Source organism: Pseudorhodobacter sp., assembly GCF_034675685.1.
GTDB lineage: Bacteria > Pseudomonadota > Alphaproteobacteria > Rhodobacterales > Rhodobacteraceae > Pseudorhodobacter.
Map to the genome: position 1 here is coordinate 1 of NZ_JAUCDA010000018.1, position 17,152 is coordinate 17,152.

At 60.5% G+C, this 17,152-nt stretch carries 13 protein-coding genes; 3 read left to right on the forward strand and 10 right to left on the reverse strand.

What is annotated here, in order from left to right; translation table 11 throughout:
- The 5 genes from phnY to VDP61_RS15560 form a co-directional block, all read right to left on the reverse strand.
- On the reverse strand, positions 1-1,466 hold a 1,466-nt coding region (gene phnY / locus VDP61_RS15540; protein ID WP_323007781.1), incomplete at its 3' end, for a phosphonoacetaldehyde dehydrogenase.
- Positions 1,463-2,707, reverse strand: a complete 1,245-nt coding sequence (phnA, locus tag VDP61_RS15545; protein WP_323007782.1) for a phosphonoacetate hydrolase — start codon at positions 2,705-2,707, stop codon at positions 1,463-1,465. The genes phnA and phnY, both read right to left, overlap by 4 nt.
- A 24-nt stretch (positions 2,708-2,731) precedes the next feature.
- Entirely contained in the window at positions 2,732-4,030 is a 1,299-nt protein-coding gene (locus tag VDP61_RS15550; RefSeq protein WP_323007783.1) for a 2-aminoethylphosphonate--pyruvate transaminase, read from the reverse strand.
- Positions 4,031-5,081: 1,051 nt separating this feature from the next.
- Positions 5,082-5,798 carry a sugar transferase gene (locus tag VDP61_RS15555; RefSeq protein ID WP_323007784.1) on the reverse strand — a complete coding sequence of 239 codons (717 nt, stop codon included), beginning with the start codon at positions 5,796-5,798 and terminating at the stop codon, positions 5,082-5,084.
- 465 nt (positions 5,799-6,263) lie between these two features.
- The gene (locus VDP61_RS15560) at positions 6,264-6,545 is read right to left on the reverse strand and encodes a hypothetical protein (protein WP_323007785.1); all 282 of its coding nucleotides are present in this window, start codon (positions 6,543-6,545) and stop codon (positions 6,264-6,266) included.
- Between the two features lie 274 nt (positions 6,546-6,819).
- Here VDP61_RS15560 and VDP61_RS15565 point away from each other — a divergent pair, with 274 nt between their 5' ends.
- Positions 6,820-8,094: a glycosyltransferase gene (locus VDP61_RS15565; protein WP_323007786.1), complete on the forward strand. Its 1,275-nt coding sequence runs from the start codon at positions 6,820-6,822 to the stop codon at positions 8,092-8,094.
- Between the two features lie 161 nt (positions 8,095-8,255).
- On the opposite strand, the gene VDP61_RS15570 is transcribed toward VDP61_RS15565, so the two are convergent.
- From VDP61_RS15570 to VDP61_RS15580, 3 genes are read right to left on the reverse strand one after another with little or no spacing between them, the layout of a single operon-like run.
- Positions 8,256-9,080 (reverse strand): glycosyltransferase family 2 protein, encoded by an 825-nt coding sequence (locus VDP61_RS15570; protein ID WP_323007787.1) that lies wholly within the window; start codon positions 9,078-9,080, stop codon positions 8,256-8,258.
- The gene (locus VDP61_RS15575; protein WP_323007788.1) at positions 9,074-11,728 is read right to left on the reverse strand and encodes a hypothetical protein; all 2,655 of its coding nucleotides are present in this window, start codon (positions 11,726-11,728) and stop codon (positions 9,074-9,076) included. The genes VDP61_RS15570 and VDP61_RS15575 overlap by 7 nt, the downstream gene beginning before the upstream one ends.
- Before the next feature lie 47 nt (positions 11,729-11,775).
- Entirely contained in the window at positions 11,776-12,747 is a 972-nt protein-coding gene (locus VDP61_RS15580) for a hypothetical protein (protein ID WP_323007789.1), read from the reverse strand.
- An 86-nt stretch (positions 12,748-12,833) separates the two neighbouring features.
- On the opposite strand from VDP61_RS15580, the gene VDP61_RS15585 reads away from it, so the two are divergent.
- Positions 12,834-13,079, forward strand: a complete 246-nt coding sequence (locus tag VDP61_RS15585; RefSeq protein WP_323007790.1) for a WGR domain-containing protein — start codon at positions 12,834-12,836, stop codon at positions 13,077-13,079.
- Positions 13,080-13,088: 9 nt separating this feature from the next.
- Positions 13,089-14,144 (forward strand): saccharopine dehydrogenase, encoded by a 1,056-nt coding sequence (locus VDP61_RS15590; RefSeq protein WP_323007791.1) that lies wholly within the window; start codon positions 13,089-13,091, stop codon positions 14,142-14,144.
- Positions 14,145-14,148: 4 nt separating this feature from the next.
- On the opposite strand, the gene VDP61_RS15595 is transcribed toward VDP61_RS15590, so the two are convergent.
- Positions 14,149-14,886: an SDR family NAD(P)-dependent oxidoreductase gene (locus VDP61_RS15595; protein WP_323007792.1), complete on the reverse strand. Its 738-nt coding sequence runs from the start codon at positions 14,884-14,886 to the stop codon at positions 14,149-14,151.
- 418 nt (positions 14,887-15,304) lie between these two features.
- On the reverse strand, positions 15,305-17,104 hold the full coding sequence (gene lepA, locus VDP61_RS15600) for a translation elongation factor 4 (protein ID WP_323007793.1): 1,800 nt from the start codon (positions 17,102-17,104) through the stop codon (positions 15,305-15,307).
- Positions 17,105-17,152: the final 48 nt, after the last annotated feature.

Here is a 17,152-nt window from a genome sequence, read left to right on the forward strand (position 1 = left end):
TAGCGTGGCCATGGCAGGGAGTATGTTTTGACGTTGGTAAAGAATTTCATCGCCTCCAGCACGCCTTCCTTGACTGCGTTGCCGCTGTCTTTGATGCCCCCAAAGGGTGACATTTCAATGCGATAGCCGGGTTGTTCCCAGATGTTCACCGTGCCCACCTCCAGCCCGTTCACATAGGCGATTGCGCGGTGCAGGTCATTGGTGCAAACCCCCGATGACAGGCCGAACTGGGTGGAATTCGAAATCGCCATCACCGCCGCGTCGTCATCGGGCACGCGCACGATGGGCACGATGGGGCCAAAGGTTTCCTCCATCACCAATTCCGACCCATGCGGCACATGGTCAATGACAATCGGCGGCAGCAGCGCCCCCTGACGGCCAGGGTGATAGAGAATCTTGGCCCCCTGGTTTTCGGCCTCAAAGCAGCGGCGCTCGAACAGCGCGGCGGCCTGGGCATGGACGACGCAGCCCAGCTGGGTTGCGGGGTCCATCGGGTCGCCAAAGCGCAGCTTTTGGGCCTTTTCCAGCACCATCGGCACAAATCTGTCAGCCACGGCGCCCTGCACCAAAATCCGTTTTACCGCCGTGCAGCGCTGCCCCGAATTGCCCGTGGCCCCGGCCACCGCGATCGTCGCCGCGCGGTCCAGATCGGCATCCGACAGGTCATTGCAGATGATCAGCGGGTCATTGCCGCCCAGTTCCAGCGCCATCCGCTTGTAGCCCGCCTTGGACGCGATCAGCTTGCCCACCGGCACCCCGCCGGTAAAGGTGATGATGTCGATATTGGGATTGGTGATCATCTCATCGCCGATATCTTTCGGCCAGCCGGTCACGATCTGGAACATCTGCGGCGGCAGCCCCGCCTCATATAAGATATCCGCCAGCGCAATCGCGGTCAGCGGTGTCAGCTCGGTTGGTTTGCACACCACGCAGTTATTCGTTGCAATCGCCGGGGCGATTTTATGGGAAACCATGTTCAAAGGGTGGTTGAACGGCGTGATCGCCGAGATCGCCCGCACCGGTTCGCGCAGCGTGAAAATCTTGCGTTCCTTGCCCTGCGGCGTCAGATCACAGGAAAAAATCTGGCCATCATCCAGAATCGCCATCTGCCCGGCCAGCGTGAACACGTCATAGGCGCGCCCGGTTTCATACAGCGCATGCTGCCAGCAAATGCCCAGTTCCAGCACCAGCCAATAGGCCAGTTCCTCGCGCCGTTCCTTGATCAGGGCCCCGGCGCGGAACAGAATCTGCTGGCGTTCATAGCGGCTGAGGGCCGGCTTGTAGGCCGCGGCAATCTCGAACGCGCGGGCCGCATGTTCGGCGCGGCCCGCAGGCACGCTGCCGATCACCGCATCGGTATAGGGATAGCGAACCTCGACCACCTCATCGGTAAACACCTTTTCGCCGCCAATGCGCATGGCCTCATGCTTTGGCACAATCTTGCGGGTTCTGGGGTCAAAGCTCATAGTGCCGCCGCCGTGGTCGCCACGAAAAACGCATCGAAATTGCGCAGATCTGCGCCATTGCCCAAATCCATCACCCGGTTCACGATGAACGGCACCTCTTGTTCGGTCAGCCCGCCATGACTGCGCAAAGGTTCATTCAGTGCCGCCAGATCATGGCGATGCGCCGACGTGCCGATGGTCATGTTCTCGGTCGAGATCATGACGATATCGCCGATCCGGTCAGCGGGCAAATCAAAGCGCGTCACCGCCTCGGCCCGGTCCATCACCTCTAAAAGTTCGGGGCGCGCAGCCAGACGCGCGATAATATCGGCCTGATCCGCGCCTTTGGGCAGATAGGCCGTGCCAAACCCACCCAAAGCGCCGTGATGCACGACATAGGGGTCGGTGATCGGCAAGATCACGCGGGCCGCAGCCTTGCCCAGCCATTCATCCAGCAAATCCTGCACATAGATCACCTGCGGCTCGCCTTTGGCATCATGTTTCGGCTTCATGCCATGATCGGCGGTCACCACAATCGCCGCCCCCATCGCATCAAGCTGCGCAAGATAGCTGTCGAACATCGCGTAAAAAGCCTGCGCCTCGGGCTGATGCGGGGCGTATTTATGCTGCACATAATCGGTGGTGGTCAGATACATCACATCGGGCTTCCACTCGGCCAGCAGCTTGACGCCCGCGGCAAAGACAAATTCCGACAGCTCCGCCGAATACACCTCGGGCTGGCCAAAACCCAACCACGCCGCGGCATTGTCCTGGCCATGCTCGGCCTGCGTCGAGGTGGCAGACCGCTCGGCCGAAAAACATTTCGCGCGCCCGTCCTCAAAGCGCAGCCCTGCCCCCAGCAAGGCCCGCAGCTTGTCCTTGGCGGTCACAATCGCCACCCGCGCGCCGGCGTCATGGAATTTGGAAAACACCGTTGGCGCGCGCAAGAACCGCACGTCGTTCATCATCACCTCTTGCCCCGTCTCCGGTTCGTACAGGTAGTTGCCGCAGATGCCATGCACCGAGGGCGGCCGCCCGGTGGCGATGGACAGGTTGTTGGGGTTGGTAAAAGACGGGATCACCGAATGCGCCAAACGGTCGGTCCCCGTCTCGCGCATCCGCTGCAAGGTCGGCATCAGGCCCTTGGCAATCGCCTGGGTCAGATACTCGGGTTCACAGCCATCCAGGCAAATCGCAATCGCGGTCACTTTGGGCCAGGGATAGCTGCGGTCATTCACAATGACGGGCGGGCGTTGGGTCATGGTCAGTCCTTATCTCATTAACATTCAGGCCGCCAATCTGGCGCGTTCTGCAAGGGCGGCAGCGGGCGGGGCCGCCGAGGCAACGCCCATCTCGGCCAGGGTGTCGGCCGCGGCCTTGACCACCCTGGTCATGACCGCATCATCCATCCGGCCAATGCAGCCGATGCGGAAACTGTCGACAACCGTCAGCTTGCCGGGATAAATGATGAACCCCTTGTCCTTCATCCGGTCATAAAACGCGGCAAAGACAAATTTGGGGTCGGCCGGGCAAAAGAAGGTCACGATGATCGGCGACAGCCAGCGATCTTTCAGCAAGGTTTCAAACCCAAGCCCGCGCATCCCCGCCACCATCACATCCCGGTTCTTGCAATAGCGCGCCCCGCGCCCGGCCACCCCGCCTTCCGCCGCATGCAGGCGCAGCGCCTCCAGAAAGGCGGCGACGACATGGGTCGGCGGGGTATAGCGCCACTGGCCCGATTTCTCGAAATTCACCCATTGCGCGTAAAGATCAAGCACAAGCGAATGCGAATTGCCGCGGCAGGCCGCCAGCTCGGCCCGCCGGGCAATCACAAAACCAAAACCCGGCACGCCTTCGATACATTTATTGGCGGAACTGACCATCGCCTCATAGCGAAGGCGGCTTACATCCAGATCAACCGCGCCAAAGGCCGACATGCTGTCGATCAACAGCTTGCGCCCCGCGGCATAGGTCGCCTCGGAAATTTCCTCGACCGGATTCAAGATCCCGGACGAGGTTTCGCAATGGCAGATGATCACATGGGTGATCGCAGGGTCTGCGGCCAGTGCCGCCGCCACTTCCGCGCCGCGCGGCGGCATATAATCACCCTTGTCAATCAGCGTATAGGCGCGGCCCAGATAGCGCATGGTTTCCGCCGCCCGCAACCCGTAGGCCCCATTGGCCAGCACCAGAACCTTGCCATCACGCGGCACGAAAGTGCCCAGCATCGCCTCAACGCAATAGCTGCCCGACCCTTGCAACGGCACACAAACAAACGCGCCCCCCGTATCGGAACCCGTATCGGAACCCGTAGCAGAACCCCTATCGGCACCCGTAGCAGAACCCCTATCGGCACCCGTAGCAGAACCCCTATCGGCACCCGTAGCACCGGCCAGCGCAAGCAACTGGTCGCAGACCGATTGCGTCATGGCGCGAAAATCACCATCCCAAGACCCCCAATCGCGCAACATCGCCTCTTTCACCGACAGCGCGGTGGTCAGCGGGCCGGGGGTCAACAAGAACGGCTCGCCTTTTGCCGGGTCAGGAAAAGCATCATTCAGCCGGGGGGAAAGAGGGGACGACATGCTGGGGCCTCATCTTTGGAAGTGCAGGAAAGGGAAATCTGGCGCAGTATCGGCGGGAAAAAGCAGGCGGTATGCCACACAGATCTTTCACGCCAAACAATATATGTAAAATCGTTATTTCGTATCCATATATAAGATTTGACGATGATAAGCCCAGCGCAAAGCAGCAGCACAGCCCCGGCAAGATAAATCATAAAAGCAACTGGCAACATTCGCAGTCCTCATTTCTGCCGCCCCCCTTCCGCAGCCCGCAACCCGCACAGGACAATAGCGAAAGACCTGTTCCGGGTTGCCGGTCAGCGATCAAACCTGTGATGCCGACCTGTATCGCTCACCCGCTTGTTCTACACGCCGACAACGGCAGCCCGATGAAATCAACGATGGAAAACCTGGGCATCACCACGCCCTACAGTCGGCTGCGTGCCTGCAATGACCCCCCCTTTCTCTGGGCGTTGTTCCGGGCTTGCAAATATCGCCCGGACTGGCCGACAAAGGGGGTTGCCACAAAAGCAGATGCTCAGACCTGAGCAAAATCCATTGCAAGCTGGTACAATGGGGCGCATCGGCACAGCGCGCCACGCCCCCCTTGAAAACGGGCCTTGCTCTATGCAACTCCTCGCTTGAACAAGCCGGAGCGCTGGTCAGGAAAGATCCGCAACTGGCAAGCCGCGGGGCCGGTCTGGCTCCCCCCTAGAACGTGATGAAAACGCCTTTGAAATCAGGGGCACTGTATGAAATCGGCGGGCAGCTACTGTGACAAACACCGCTACGCAGGTGTTTTGGCCCATCCAACCAAAGTCAGGCAGGCAGCGCCAATGGAGCGGTTGCTTTCGATATTTCGGTTAGCCGGGCCTTCTTGGCCCCTTGCGGATCGCTTCAAACGCAACCCCGGCTTTGAAGTCGGACGAATGGTTCTTTCATTTCATCAGTTTGAATCGTCGCTCTTGCAAGCCGATGCCCCTTGACTACTGGCCCGAAACTCCACGATCAGCTTTCATAGTCAGCCATTCGCACTGCCTGAACAGACGGCGCTGACGGGGCACAAAACGCGCTAATACCCTGTGCATTTCATCACAACACCAATGGTACGGGTTAAGACCCCAAGGTCTGTGGCAAGGGACAACTGGGCATCATAGGCCTCGTCAAAGACTGCGCGGGCCTCAAATGTTGTGCCATTGCGCCCCCCTACCTGCCAAAACCCCGTAATACCCGGCCGCAGGCGATAATAGGCCGTTCCGGGATACAGTGCCTGTTGGTTCAACATCATCGGGCGCGGCCCCACGAGGCTCATCTCGCCGCATAGCACATTCCAAAGCTGCGGCAACTCATCCAGCGAGGAACTGCGCAAGAACTGCCCGAATGTCGTGATCCGCGGGTCGGATTGAAGCTTTTGGGTTCGCTCCCACTCAGCGCGGGCCTGCGGGTTGGCGGCAAGGTAATCAGCCATGCGATCATCAGCATCGCTGACCATGCTGCGCAACTTCCACATGCGGAAATGCCGCCCATCCATACCGACGCGCAACTGGCTGTAAAACGCGCCACCGCCATCGCGGCGCACCCCCAACGCAAGGCCAAACAAAAGTGGCACGATGATCGGCGCAGAAATCACCACCGCAGCCACATCAAGCGCACGTTTGAAGAGCCTGCGATAAACCCCACGCGACGGCGGCGCCAGACACTGACCGACCGCAGCACCCTCTGCGCCACGCACAGGGTGTTCAATTGCGCCAGCCCCACCGACAATCATGTCAGAGTAACTCATTGTCATTGTTGCGTCCCCGAACATAATAAGGAGTGCAAGACAGTCCGATCAGTGACAGTACTTGCGCAGCCAATGAGATTGGTCGCGCCAATCTTGGCAGTTACGCCGCAAAAAACAATATCAAAGCAGATCATCACGTACACTCGGCAGTTACGCCCCCATCTGCTATTTTATCTTATTTTATGATAGATTGGCGAGGTATGACGTTACGACGCAACCATGTTTACCTCAAATTCTTGAAAAATTCTGAACACTATTTCGCCAGGTTTTGCCTTCGCTCAACGGAAAACAACCTGAAGCAGATTTGAGTGGTAAGAATAGCCGAATTAGCGTATCGGCTGATTCGGTGAGTATGGGCCCGGCCGCCCCCTATGTCGGGCTTGGGCAGGGACAATGGGTTTGAAATCTGGGGCCGCCCCCCGCAATGTGGCTGTTTCCGTCAAGCGAACAATAAGGCGGCGCTAAGCCGTTTTATTCAGCCGCAAATCCGTGATTGCTGCTACCTGCGGGCCCGTTTTGCAACGATAGAGCCAAGCTGATAAAGCCAGCGGCCCCGCAGATTGCCACGACCGGGTAGAGCAAAACCGAAAACCAGATTGGAAAGCCAAACAACAAACCTGCCAGCACCGCCAAAAGACCAGAGATAATTCCCGAGAACAAGATGCCGATAACCATTTTATTTTCTCCTGCCAGTGCGTGTTGACCCAGTTCGTATTGACCCAGTTCGTATTGACTCTGTATTTCTTGATCCATCACACACCTGCCTATACTGATTTAGTTTATAGAAGGTTGACGTCAAATTATGTCGAGAGTCTGACAAGATTGGTGCCATCGCAAGACAGATGCCGTAGCGCCAATACTGCCGCAGCAGCGCGCGCACAAAATGCAGGCAGACGGGTCTTTGGTGTTGCTGGGCAACACACCCAGCGGCCCCAGGCTTTTGGCCCGCAGTGCCAAAACCCAAAGGAAGGGTTGCAACGGCTGCATGGCGCTTTAGACCTGACCCATCCAGCAAGAAAGTGCCGTTGTGAAAATCGCGTATCTGATCAACACTTATCCGCGTGCATCGCATACGTTTATCCGGCGCGAAATTCAGGCGTTGGAACGGCGCGGGTTTGAAATTCACCGTTTTGCCATGCGTTCGGAAAGGGCCAACCTGCGCGACCCCGCTGATCTGGCCGAGGATGACCGCACCGAGCATGTCTTGCACCAAAACAAAGCCCTGCTGGTCGCGGCCAGCCTGCGCCGGATGTTTGCCAGCCCGGCAAAAGCGGCCAAGGCCTTCGCCGTGGCCTTGCGCTGTGGCAAGCGCGGCGCGGGCGGCAGCCCCGGCACAGGGGGGCGGTTGCGCCATCTGATCTATCTGGCCGAAGCGGCCTATGTCGCGCAGCGCTGTGCCGCGTTGGGTATCACGCACTTGCATGCGCATTTCGGCACCAATTCGGCCAGCGTTGCGATGCTGTCCTGTTTGTTGGGCGGGCCACGCTATAGTTTCACCGTGCATGGGCCAGAAGAGTTTGACGCCCCGGCCGCCTTGGCCTTGGACGAAAAGATGCATCATGCCATGTTTACGGTCGCCATCAGCAGTTTTGGCCGCAGCCAATTGTATCGCTGGGCCGCATTGGATGACTGGAACAAACTGCATATCGTGCATTGCGGGGTAGAGCCGGAAAAATTCTCTCGCTCGCCTTTGCCCGCACAATCTTCGGGGCAGATACGCCCAACGGGTGCCCCCCATCTGGTGGCCATTGGGCGGCTGACCGAACAGAAAGGCTTTTCGCTTTTGATAGAGGCGATATCGCTGGCCGCCCCCTCCCACCCCGGCCTCAGGCTAACGCTGGTTGGCGATGGCCCGCTGCGCCCCGAGATTGAATCGCAGATCGCGGCAAACGGCCTGCTGGACAACGTCACCCTGACAGGCTGGCAAGATGAGGTCGGTGTGCAGCGCGCCCTGGCCGCCGCACAAGCGCTGATCGTGCCATCTTTTGCCGAAGGTTTACCCGTGGTGGTGATGGAGGCGATGGCCGCAGGCCGGCCAGTCATCGCCACCGCTATTGCAGGCGTGCCGGAATTGGTTGTTCCGGGGCTCACCGGCTGGATCGTTCCCGCGGGTGATGCACTGGCCCTGGCCGAGGCGATTGCAGCACTGGCCAGCACCCCACCAGACAGGCTGGCTACCATGGGCAAAGCCGCCAGAGCCCGCGTTTTTGAACGCCATGATATAGATGTCGAGGCGGCAAAGCTGGCGGCCCTTCTTTCAGCGCCCGACCCGACCACGCAGCGCATGTGCAGGCGTATCTGACATCGCCCGCGTTTGCGTTTGCGGCGATTCAGTGGCGAAAGCGGTTGGGGGAAACACCTGATACATCGTTGCCCCAATATCCCAAGAGCGCAGCAGGGTGTTGACGATTCAGATTTGTTGCCGAAACGCTGTAGCGCCCAAAAACATTCACCAGAAACACCCTAGCGCCCGCGTGTCCAGTCTTCGCCGCCGCGCCGCGCCCTCACGGCCAGCGACACCGCCGCATAGGCAGCAAAGCCCATGGGCTCTGCCCGCGCGCAGCGCAAAAGGCCGGAAAATCCAAGACGGGGCTTGCCCTCACGCGCGAGGATACCGGGAAAAAGAGCCGCAATCTGGGCAACGCCTGCATTTTGCCTTCGGCGCACGCGCACCAGGGCAGAAAACCCTTCGATCATCGGCCAGCGATAGATGGCGGTGCAGCCGATCCGTTCGGCAGGGCTGAATTGCAGCCGCACAAAGGTATCATCTGAAATGATCGCAGGAAATTCGCCCCAACGCGCCCGCCCTGCAGCATTTACCGCAAACAGCCCATAGCCGGGGGCAACGCTTTTGGCAAAGGGCAGGGAAAGCCAAAACCGGGCATAGGCGCGGGTGATCGCGGATTTTGCCGCAGGAATTTCTACACGGCCAGATGCATAGCGGGGGGCCGCAACCGCCAGCGCCTGCACAAGCTGCGCGATCAAGGCAGGGCTGACGATAACATCCGCATCCAGATAGGCCCGCATGGCGCCACGCGCCACCGCATCGCCCGCGTTCAGCGCGCCGATCTTGTCGCCCACAGGCCGCTCGATCACCGTAAGCCGCCACCCTGCCGCCTGCGCGGCCGCCGCATAGCTGCGGGCGTGGGCGGCGGTATCATCCCGACACCCATTGGCAACCACAATCACCTCTGCCCCGCCCGGCACCGGGTCCGAGGCCAGCAGCGCGGCAAGACAGGGGCCGATATAGCCCGCCTCATTACTGGCGGGCAAAATCACGCTCAGCATGTTTTACACCCGGTCGCCAAAGCCTGCCAGCGCGGGTTGTCATCCCCCAGATGCCGCAGGCCGCCCCAACTGCCCCATTTGCTCGGGCTGGAAACATCGACAAAGGCGTTGAACGGTGCCGGCGTCAATCTGGCCCAACCTTCCAGCAGCCGCGCATAAAGCGCGCCCATTTGCGGCGTATAATTGAGATGCTGAAAAAACGCCGTCACCTCATCCTCGTTCAAAAGCGCGCCGCTGCCAACGACATGGCTGCCCCCTTCATACATCATCAACGTCAGCCCGTGCTGCTTGGCGCGGTTTGCGTGATAGGGCAGCACCTCGGTCAGCAAGGCGTCCAACGTGTCAGCAGATTGCCCGGTGACAAAGCCGTTCTCCAACTCGGTCGCCGCGCGGTCTGTGACCATGTCAAAGCGATGGGCGGCGACAAACGCGTCTTTGGCTTTGGCTGTCAGCCCTTGCTGATCGGCTTGGGCAAGGGCAAGGTGACGGCTGTCGGTGATCCAGTCGCGCAGCAGATCCGCCTTTTCGGCGCTGCCCAGACCGGCGGCGAAATAGCCGGTAACGGCATAGGCATCAAAGCTGGCGACGGGGGGCGCGCGCCCTTCGGCCACAGCCAAAGGCGCCGTCAATATCTGTTCCTCCAGCCCCATCCAGCCGGTTTGTGTGGCGATCACACGGGTTAGCCGGTGCTTGCCCGCCGCACCAAACACTTCGGCCCAGATATCTGCCACCTCGGCGGCGCGCAGGCCGTAATACTGCACCCAACAGTCGGTGGTATTCCAGCGCGCGCGGCACTGGTCTGCGGCCCAGGCGGCTTGCCCGAACTGCCAGTTCCACATTTCATTCGAATATTCCACCTGCGCCCTTAGCCCCGGTGCCAGATCTTTGTGCACCGCCTCGGCATAGGCCCGCACCAGCGCATCTTCGGCCAGATGTGGAAGGGTGAACCAGGCATCAGCGCGCAGTTCATTGGCCAGCGCAATCATCACCTCAATCGGGACGCCGTTGATTGCCCAAGAGAAATCTTGCGGTTTCGGGCGATCATGCAGCCCAGCAAGTTTGGAATTATTGGTTGCCATCCAATCCATAAAGCGCAGCCCCTTGACCCCGCGAATACGGCCCAGCCAATCAGGATTGAACAGCGCGCCCGCCTCATGGGCCGCCAACCGATCAGCGCGCACCACCGAGATTTCCCGGATCGGGTCGGCGGGATCGGGTGCAGACAGCGTTATGATCACACTGCCCGGCCCCGGCACATAATCAAACGACACTTGCCCCGGCATGGCCGCAACCCCCTCGGCCCGGCCTGTCAGCGTCACGCGGCCCTTGCCCGCATAGCGCAACACATAGCGCCCCGCAACCTTGCCCGCCTCTGGCGGCAAATCGGTCAGGATAAGGGTTGAAAGCCCGGTAACATCGGGCGGCAGCGCAATCGGCCAACCGTTGGCATCAAGATATCCGCCATCGCGCAGCGCCTCATATTCGACCCCACCCCAACCGCCTTGGCGATGACCGATCCAGGCACGCGCGGTTTTCATCACGTCAATAAAGGGCTGCTGCACCGACCAATCCACCACCTCGGCCAGCCCCAAAGACAGGCGCGGGTTGGTAATGGCGCGCGGCATGTTCACCACCGCAAAATCAGAGGAAGCGGTGGGTTTCACCTTGATTTCGGGTGTGTCACCCGGTTCGGCGGGTATGGCGTTTGCAAGCACGGCTTTGGGAAAGCCAGCCGGCGCTGCTGCGGCCACGTCCGGCACAGGGGCCGCAACCGGCACGGCCGCGGCATCCGGCCTGGCCCGCGCCTCCCTTTCGGCATCGGCCAAAATCTTCAGCCTTGGCACATCGCCCGTTTGGTAATCCGTCACCGCAGCCCAGGCAATGCGCTGAAACGCGGCGGCCTGCGCATCCGTGATGACGCCCGCGCGGCTGGGCCAATGGCGTGTCAATTTGGCTGGCAGCCCCGTGGGGTCTTTGCCCGTGATCACCGCCAGATGCACCAGCGCCAGAAAATAGACCGCACGGTCATCGGGGTGGATGTCATCCTCAAACAGCGCATCTATCCGGTCAATCCCCGGCACCTGGCCCGCCTCGATCGCATCGGCCAGCTGCCCCATCGCCTGCCCGGCAGGGATAATCCGCACCAAGGGCGCAGCTTTGGGGCGGGTGGCGTTGGCCGCTGCTGTAGCCGCCTCCCAAAGCGCCAAATCTGCGGTCAGCCGTTCGCGCCAAGGGGTGCCCGCGCCGGGATCGCCGGCAATTTCAACCCCGGCCCCACTTTTGAGGCTTGGCCATGTTTCATAGATATAGACTTGGGTATCAGGCCGCGCCTGCCACGCCAGCCCTGCGAACCTGGCCACATAGCCCGCAGTGTCATTCCATTCCACCTGCGCTGCAATCGGTATGGCCTCGGTCAATACCAGCACCGAGGTTTCGCCCTTGGGCAGGATCACACGGGCATCCCCCCGCTCCCCCTCGGCGCTGTTGTCCCAGCTATAGCGCAGCGGTGCGCCGTTGATCACCTGCGCAAAAACCTCTGCCGGGGCGCCCTGCCTGCCCAGCCCCGCCTCGACCATCGGCGGCAATGAGGGGCCGACAAGGCTGTGGCCGACATACAGAATATCCATCAACAGCGCCAATACCGACATGCCCTCACCCTTCGCTTTGCAATCCAACGGCCTGCGCGCCCAAAGGGTCAGCCGCCATCCACCTTGGCCCTGTCCACCCCAGTCAAAGCATAACCTGTGACCACCTGCCAGACCAGCCTTTGAAGGGGGGCCACGGCCGCCATCGCCAGAGGGGTTGCAGCCTGCCCATCGGCCTTTCGCAAGGCCCCCGGCAGCCCTTCCGGGCTTTGATGATACAGCACAGCAAAATGGGTCAAGGCGATCAGATATGCGCCGGCATCGCCCAGATGGATCGGGTCCAGCGCGCCCGAGGCATCACGCGAAAACAATGCGTCACGGCTGGCAAGCCCCGGCACCTGCCCCGCCTCTATTGCCCGCGTTGCGGCAGCCAGAACCTGACCGCCGGGAACAAGATGAATTGTCCCGACATCCGGGTCAGCCATCGCCACACGCAACAGCGCGTCTTGCCACGCCCGCGTGAAATCGGCGTCAAGGCGGGTCAGCCAGCCTTCGGCATCATCCAGCCGGTGCCAGGTTTCATACAGGTAAAGCCGCACCTCGGGGTTGCCCGCACGCGCGGCCCGCGCCCAATAGGCCAGGGCTGCGGCGCTGTCGTGATGGCGGATGGCATCAGCGATTTCAACCATTTCGGTCAGCACCACGGCGTCATAACCGGGCCGGGCCACCAACTCGGCGGGGGCGTGGTTGGGGTGGGCGTTTTCCTGCGCAAAACCCGGCACCGCAGCGGGGCCGATGCGATGCTGATCCAGGCTGGCGCCCCAGCCCAACTGGCTGGCATGTCGATGCCCGGCAAAACCAGCCGCAACCGCAAGTTGCTCCAGCATCGCAGGCATATCGCGCCCGACAAGGCTGTGCCCAAGATGAAAGACTGAAAGCCCCCTGCCCGGCCCCGGCAAAGGAACAGCGTAACGCGCCGCGAATTGCGCCGGGTTCAGCGGTTTGGGCCGCAAGGCCCTTGACAGGGCAAAGCCTGCAAAGAGGGACGCCAAACCCGCCCCAAATATCGCGCGTCGTTTCATTTGCTGCCCATCACCTGCCAGTTTTCTCTGTTGCTCCACTTCAAATCTGGTATCTTCAGCGGCAAAAGCCAAGCCGGGGGGCAGAAATGATCGGTTTCCATTTGCTGCGCAATCGCAAGGGTGATGCCCGCTATTACCGCGTTGACGTGGCCTATAACCTGTTTGGCGAATACTCTGTGCTGCGTGAATGGGGGCAGCGTGGCAGGCCGGGGGCCGGGTCTGGCAATCATCAAATTACATGGTTTTCCAACCTGCGCGACGCCTGCCTTGCCGCCGAGCATTGGCAAAAACGGGCGATCCGGCGCGGGTACAACCGCTTTCTCAGCGAGTAAGGACATCACATGACACATATCTGGGTCCGCGCCGAACAGCGCCCGAATGAGGAACGCGTTGGCATTACACCAGATGGCGTGTCAGCCCTGCTGGCTGCCGGTTTTCAGGTAACGGTTGAAGACAGCGCGGTTCGTGCGATCCCGATTGCGGGCTATCGCGCCACAGGCTGCGCCATTGCCCCGGAAAATAGCTGGCCAGACGCGCCGCGCAATGCGATCATCTTTGGCCTGAAGGAGCTGCCCGAAGATGGCACCCCCCTGCCGCATCGGCATATCTTGTTTGGTCATGCCTACAAGGGCCAGCCTGCCGGGCAAACGCTGCTGAAAAGGTTCAAGGCCGGGGGCGGCACACTTTATGATATAGAGTATCTGGTGGATGAGGCCGGGCGGCGCGTGGCTGCGTTTGGCTATTGGGCGGGCTATGCCGGGGCGGCGGTGGCGCTGAAATGCTGGGCGGCCCAGACGCGCGGCGGCATCGCCGGGCCAGTGGCGAAATACCCCGGCAAACAGGCGTTGCTGGCGGATCTGGGGGCCGAGCTTGCAGCGATTGGCCCGGCCCGGCCCCGCGCGATTGTCATTGGCGCTTTGGGGCGGGTGGGCACCGGGGCCGCTGACCTGTGCGAAGCGATGGGGGTTGGTGTGACCAAATGGGACATGGCCGAGACAGCACATGCTGGCCCCTTCCCCGAAGTTCTGGCGCATGAGATTTTTCTGAACTGTATTCTGGCGCGGCCCGGTTGCCCGGTTTTCGTGCCCAAATCGGCGCTGACCGCCCCGCGCACGCTGTCGGTTATCGGCGATATTGCCTGCGATCCGACATCTGAATTTTCACCGATCAAGGTTTACGACCACGCGACCGATTGGGCCGCACCTGCGCTGCGCGTGGCAGAAAACCCGGTGCTGGATGTCACCGCAATTGACAATCTGCCGTCGCTTTTGCCGGTCGAGAGCAGCAAGGATTTTGCCGGGTTGCTGCTGCCCTCGCTTCTTGGGCTGGATGATCTGGCAGGCGGCGTCTGGGGGCGGGCCAAGGCGCTGTTCGATAGGCATAGCGCCTTGGCTTGACGCGTCATTTGGGCGCGAACAGCCGATAATAGGCCCAATCGGGCAAGAACTGCGACAGACGAAACAGCCATGAAAACACCGTGGGGAAACTGGTCTTGAAACGGTCCGTCTGCATATGCTCGAAGATTTCGCGCGCAGCCGCTTCCGGCTCCATCAGGAATGGCATTGAGAAATCGTTTTTCTCGGTCAGTCGTGTGCGGATAAAGCCGGGGTTGGCAAGCTGCACCGTGATGCCGCTGCCGCGCAGATCGGCGTAAAGACATTCGGCCATCACCATCACGCCCGCCTTTGATGCAGCATAGCCAGTGGCCCCCGGCAAGCCGCGAAACCCCGAAAGCGATCCGGTAATCACCAGATGCCCGTGGTTGCGCGCCACCATTGCGGGCAGCACCGCGCCGATTACCCGCGCGCAGCCGGTAAAGTTCACATCACACATCGCCTCAACCTGATCGGCGTTCCAGTCTTGTGCCCGCATCGGCCAATAGGCCCCGGCCAACATGACAACACCGTCCACCGCGCCCACTGTTTCAGCCGCGCGGCGCACCGACGCGCTATCGGCCACATCCAGCACCACCGCCGTCGCCTTGCCCGACATTTGCGCGACCGCCCTTTCCAGCCCCGCCGCAGAGCGCGCCGACAGAACCACCTCGGCCCCTGCCGCGCTGATCTGGCGGGCAAGTGCCAGGCCCAAGCCTTCGCTTGCACCGATAAGCCAGTATCGTTTCCCTTGCCAATCTCTCATATCGCCTCACCTTTTCAGTCCGGGTCTTTCAGTCGGGGCCGCAGCATGGCAGGCCCTGGGGCAACCTTGCCGCCCCCCTTGAAAAAGGACTGCCGTCCTTCATGATTCCAGATTGTATCGGACATTGGCTTGGTCATGTCCACCCGCTGCGCCCCTGCGACAGCCGCCGTGCGCACCGCCAAAAGGCCGGTTGAAAGCAATGCGGGTGCCTTGCAACCCTTGCAAACACATCCTTACCGGGCAACGGGTTTTGCGCATGCATGCTGCCAAATGAGCAAAGGGGGGGGCGATCGGCCCCGAAACGCACAGCGACATATGGGCTATGCTTTGGCCCCTGTCGCATAGGGGGCATCGTGAAATCACAAGGCAAAAGCGAGGGCGCTGGCTGCCCCCTCTCTCTGTTTTGCGACTGATCTGCTTAGCTATCCATTTTCAAAGCGCTGATAAATGCCTCTTGCGGAATCTCTACTTTGCCAAACTGGCGCATCCGCTTTTTACCGGCTTTCTGCTTTTCCAGCAGCTTCTTCTTGCGGCTGGCATCGCCGCCATAGCATTTGGCAGTTACGTCCTTGCGCATGGCCGACAGGGTCTCACGGGCAATCACGCGCCCGCCGATTGCCGCCTGAATCGGAATTTTGAACATATGCCGCGGGATCAGATCTTTCAGCTTTTCCACCATCGCGCGGCCGCGTGCCTCGGCCCGGTCGCGGTGCACCATCATCGACAGCGCGTCAACGGGTTCATCGTTTACAAGGATCGACATTTTGACCAGATGATCTTCGCGGTATTCAGAAATCACATAGTCAAAGCTGGCGTAGCCTTTGGAAACCGATTTGAGGCGGTCGTAAAAGTCGAACACCACCTCGGCCAGCGGCAGGTCATAAACCACCATCGCGCGCGGACCGGCATAAGACAGATCCATCTGAATGCCGCGACGGTCCTGGCAAAGTTTCAACACATCACCCAGATACTCATCCGGGACCAGGATCGTGGCTTTGATTCGCGGCTCGTCGATGTGGTCCACCAATGTCAGGTCGGGCATGTCGGCGGGGTTGTGCAGGTCGCGCACCTCTCCGTCGCGCATGTGCAGGTGGAAAACCACCGAAGGCGCCGTGGTAATCAGGTCAAGATCATATTCACGCTCTAGCCGGTCGCGGATAACTTCAAGGTGAAGAAGGCCGAGAAAGCCACAGCGAAACCCAAAGCCAAGCGCGGCAGAGGTTTCCATTTCAGAACTGAATGAGGCGTCATTCAGTTGCAGCTTTTCAATCGCGTCGCGCAGGGCGTCAAAATCATTGGCATCAACCGGGAACAACCCGCAGAACACCACGGGTTGCGCAGGCTTGAAGCCCGGAAGTGGGGTGTCGCAGCCCTTTTTCTCGGATGTAATCGTGTCGCCCACGCGGGTATCACGCACCTGCTTGATAGAGCCGGTCCAGATGCCGATTTCACCGGGGCCGAGTTCCGGGATATCAACCATCTGGGGTTTCAGAACCGCCAGCTTATCCACGCCGTAAACCGCGTTGGTTTGCATCATCTTGATGCGGTCGCCCTTGCGAATCACGCCATCAATCACGCGGATCATCACGACCACGCCAAGGTAGCTGTCATACCAACTGTCCACCAACATCGCCTTTAGCGGTGCATTGCGGTCGCCTTTGGGGGCGGGCAGACGGGTAACGATCGCCTCAAGCACATCGGGGATGCCAAGGCCGGATTTGGCAGAAATCTCTACCGCGTCCGAGGCATCGAGGCCAATCACATCTTCGATCTGCTGCTTGACACGGGCAGGATCGGCCGCAGGCAGGTCGATCTTGTTCAAAACGGGCACGATTTCGTGGCCCGCATCCAGCGCGTGATAAACATTGGCCAGCGTCTGCGCCTCTACCCCTTGCGAGGCGTCGACGACCAGCAAGGAGCCTTCGACGGCGCGCATGGAACGGCTGACCTCATAGGCGAAATCGACGTGGCCGGGGGTGTCGATCAGGTTCAGGATATAGCGTTTGCCATCCTTGGCCGGGTATTCGATACGAACCGAGTTGGCTTTGATCGTGATACCACGCTCGCGCTCAATATCCATTGAGTCGAGCATCTGTGCCTTCATATCGCGTTCGGCCACCGTCCCTGTCAACTGGATCAAACGATCCGCAAGGGTGGATTTGCCGTGGTCGATATGCGCCACGATGGAGAAATTGCGGATGAGATCTAGATCGGTCATACCCGGGCATATAGCCTGTCTGCAAAGGCTGGGGAAGGGCCTTAATTG

Excerpts from the sequence above, each read along its gene's own strand:
- phnA (WP_323007782.1), bottom strand. The coding sequence starts at position 2,707 with ATGACCCAACGCCCGCCCGTCATTGTGAATGACCGCAGCTATCCCTGG.
- VDP61_RS15550 (WP_323007783.1), bottom strand. The coding sequence starts at position 4,030 with ATGTCGTCCCCTCTTTCCCCCCGGCTGAATGATGCTTTTCCTGACCCG.
- VDP61_RS15555 (WP_323007784.1), bottom strand. The coding sequence starts at position 5,798 with ATGACAATGAGTTACTCTGACATGATTGTCGGTGGGGCTGGCGCAATT.
- VDP61_RS15560 (WP_323007785.1), bottom strand. The coding sequence starts at position 6,545 with ATGGATCAAGAAATACAGAGTCAATACGAACTGGGTCAATACGAACTG.
- VDP61_RS15570 (WP_323007787.1), bottom strand. The coding sequence starts at position 9,080 with ATGCTGAGCGTGATTTTGCCCGCCAGTAATGAGGCGGGCTATATCGGC.
- VDP61_RS15575 (WP_323007788.1), bottom strand. The coding sequence starts at position 11,728 with ATGTCGGTATTGGCGCTGTTGATGGATATTCTGTATGTCGGCCACAGC.
- VDP61_RS15580 (WP_323007789.1), bottom strand. The coding sequence starts at position 12,747 with ATGAAACGACGCGCGATATTTGGGGCGGGTTTGGCGTCCCTCTTTGCA.
- VDP61_RS15585 (WP_323007790.1), top strand. The coding sequence starts at position 12,834 with ATGATCGGTTTCCATTTGCTGCGCAATCGCAAGGGTGATGCCCGCTAT.
- VDP61_RS15590 (WP_323007791.1), top strand. The coding sequence starts at position 13,089 with ATGACACATATCTGGGTCCGCGCCGAACAGCGCCCGAATGAGGAACGC.
- VDP61_RS15595 (WP_323007792.1), bottom strand. The coding sequence starts at position 14,886 with ATGAGAGATTGGCAAGGGAAACGATACTGGCTTATCGGTGCAAGCGAA.
- lepA (WP_323007793.1), bottom strand. The coding sequence starts at position 17,104 with ATGACCGATCTAGATCTCATCCGCAATTTCTCCATCGTGGCGCATATC.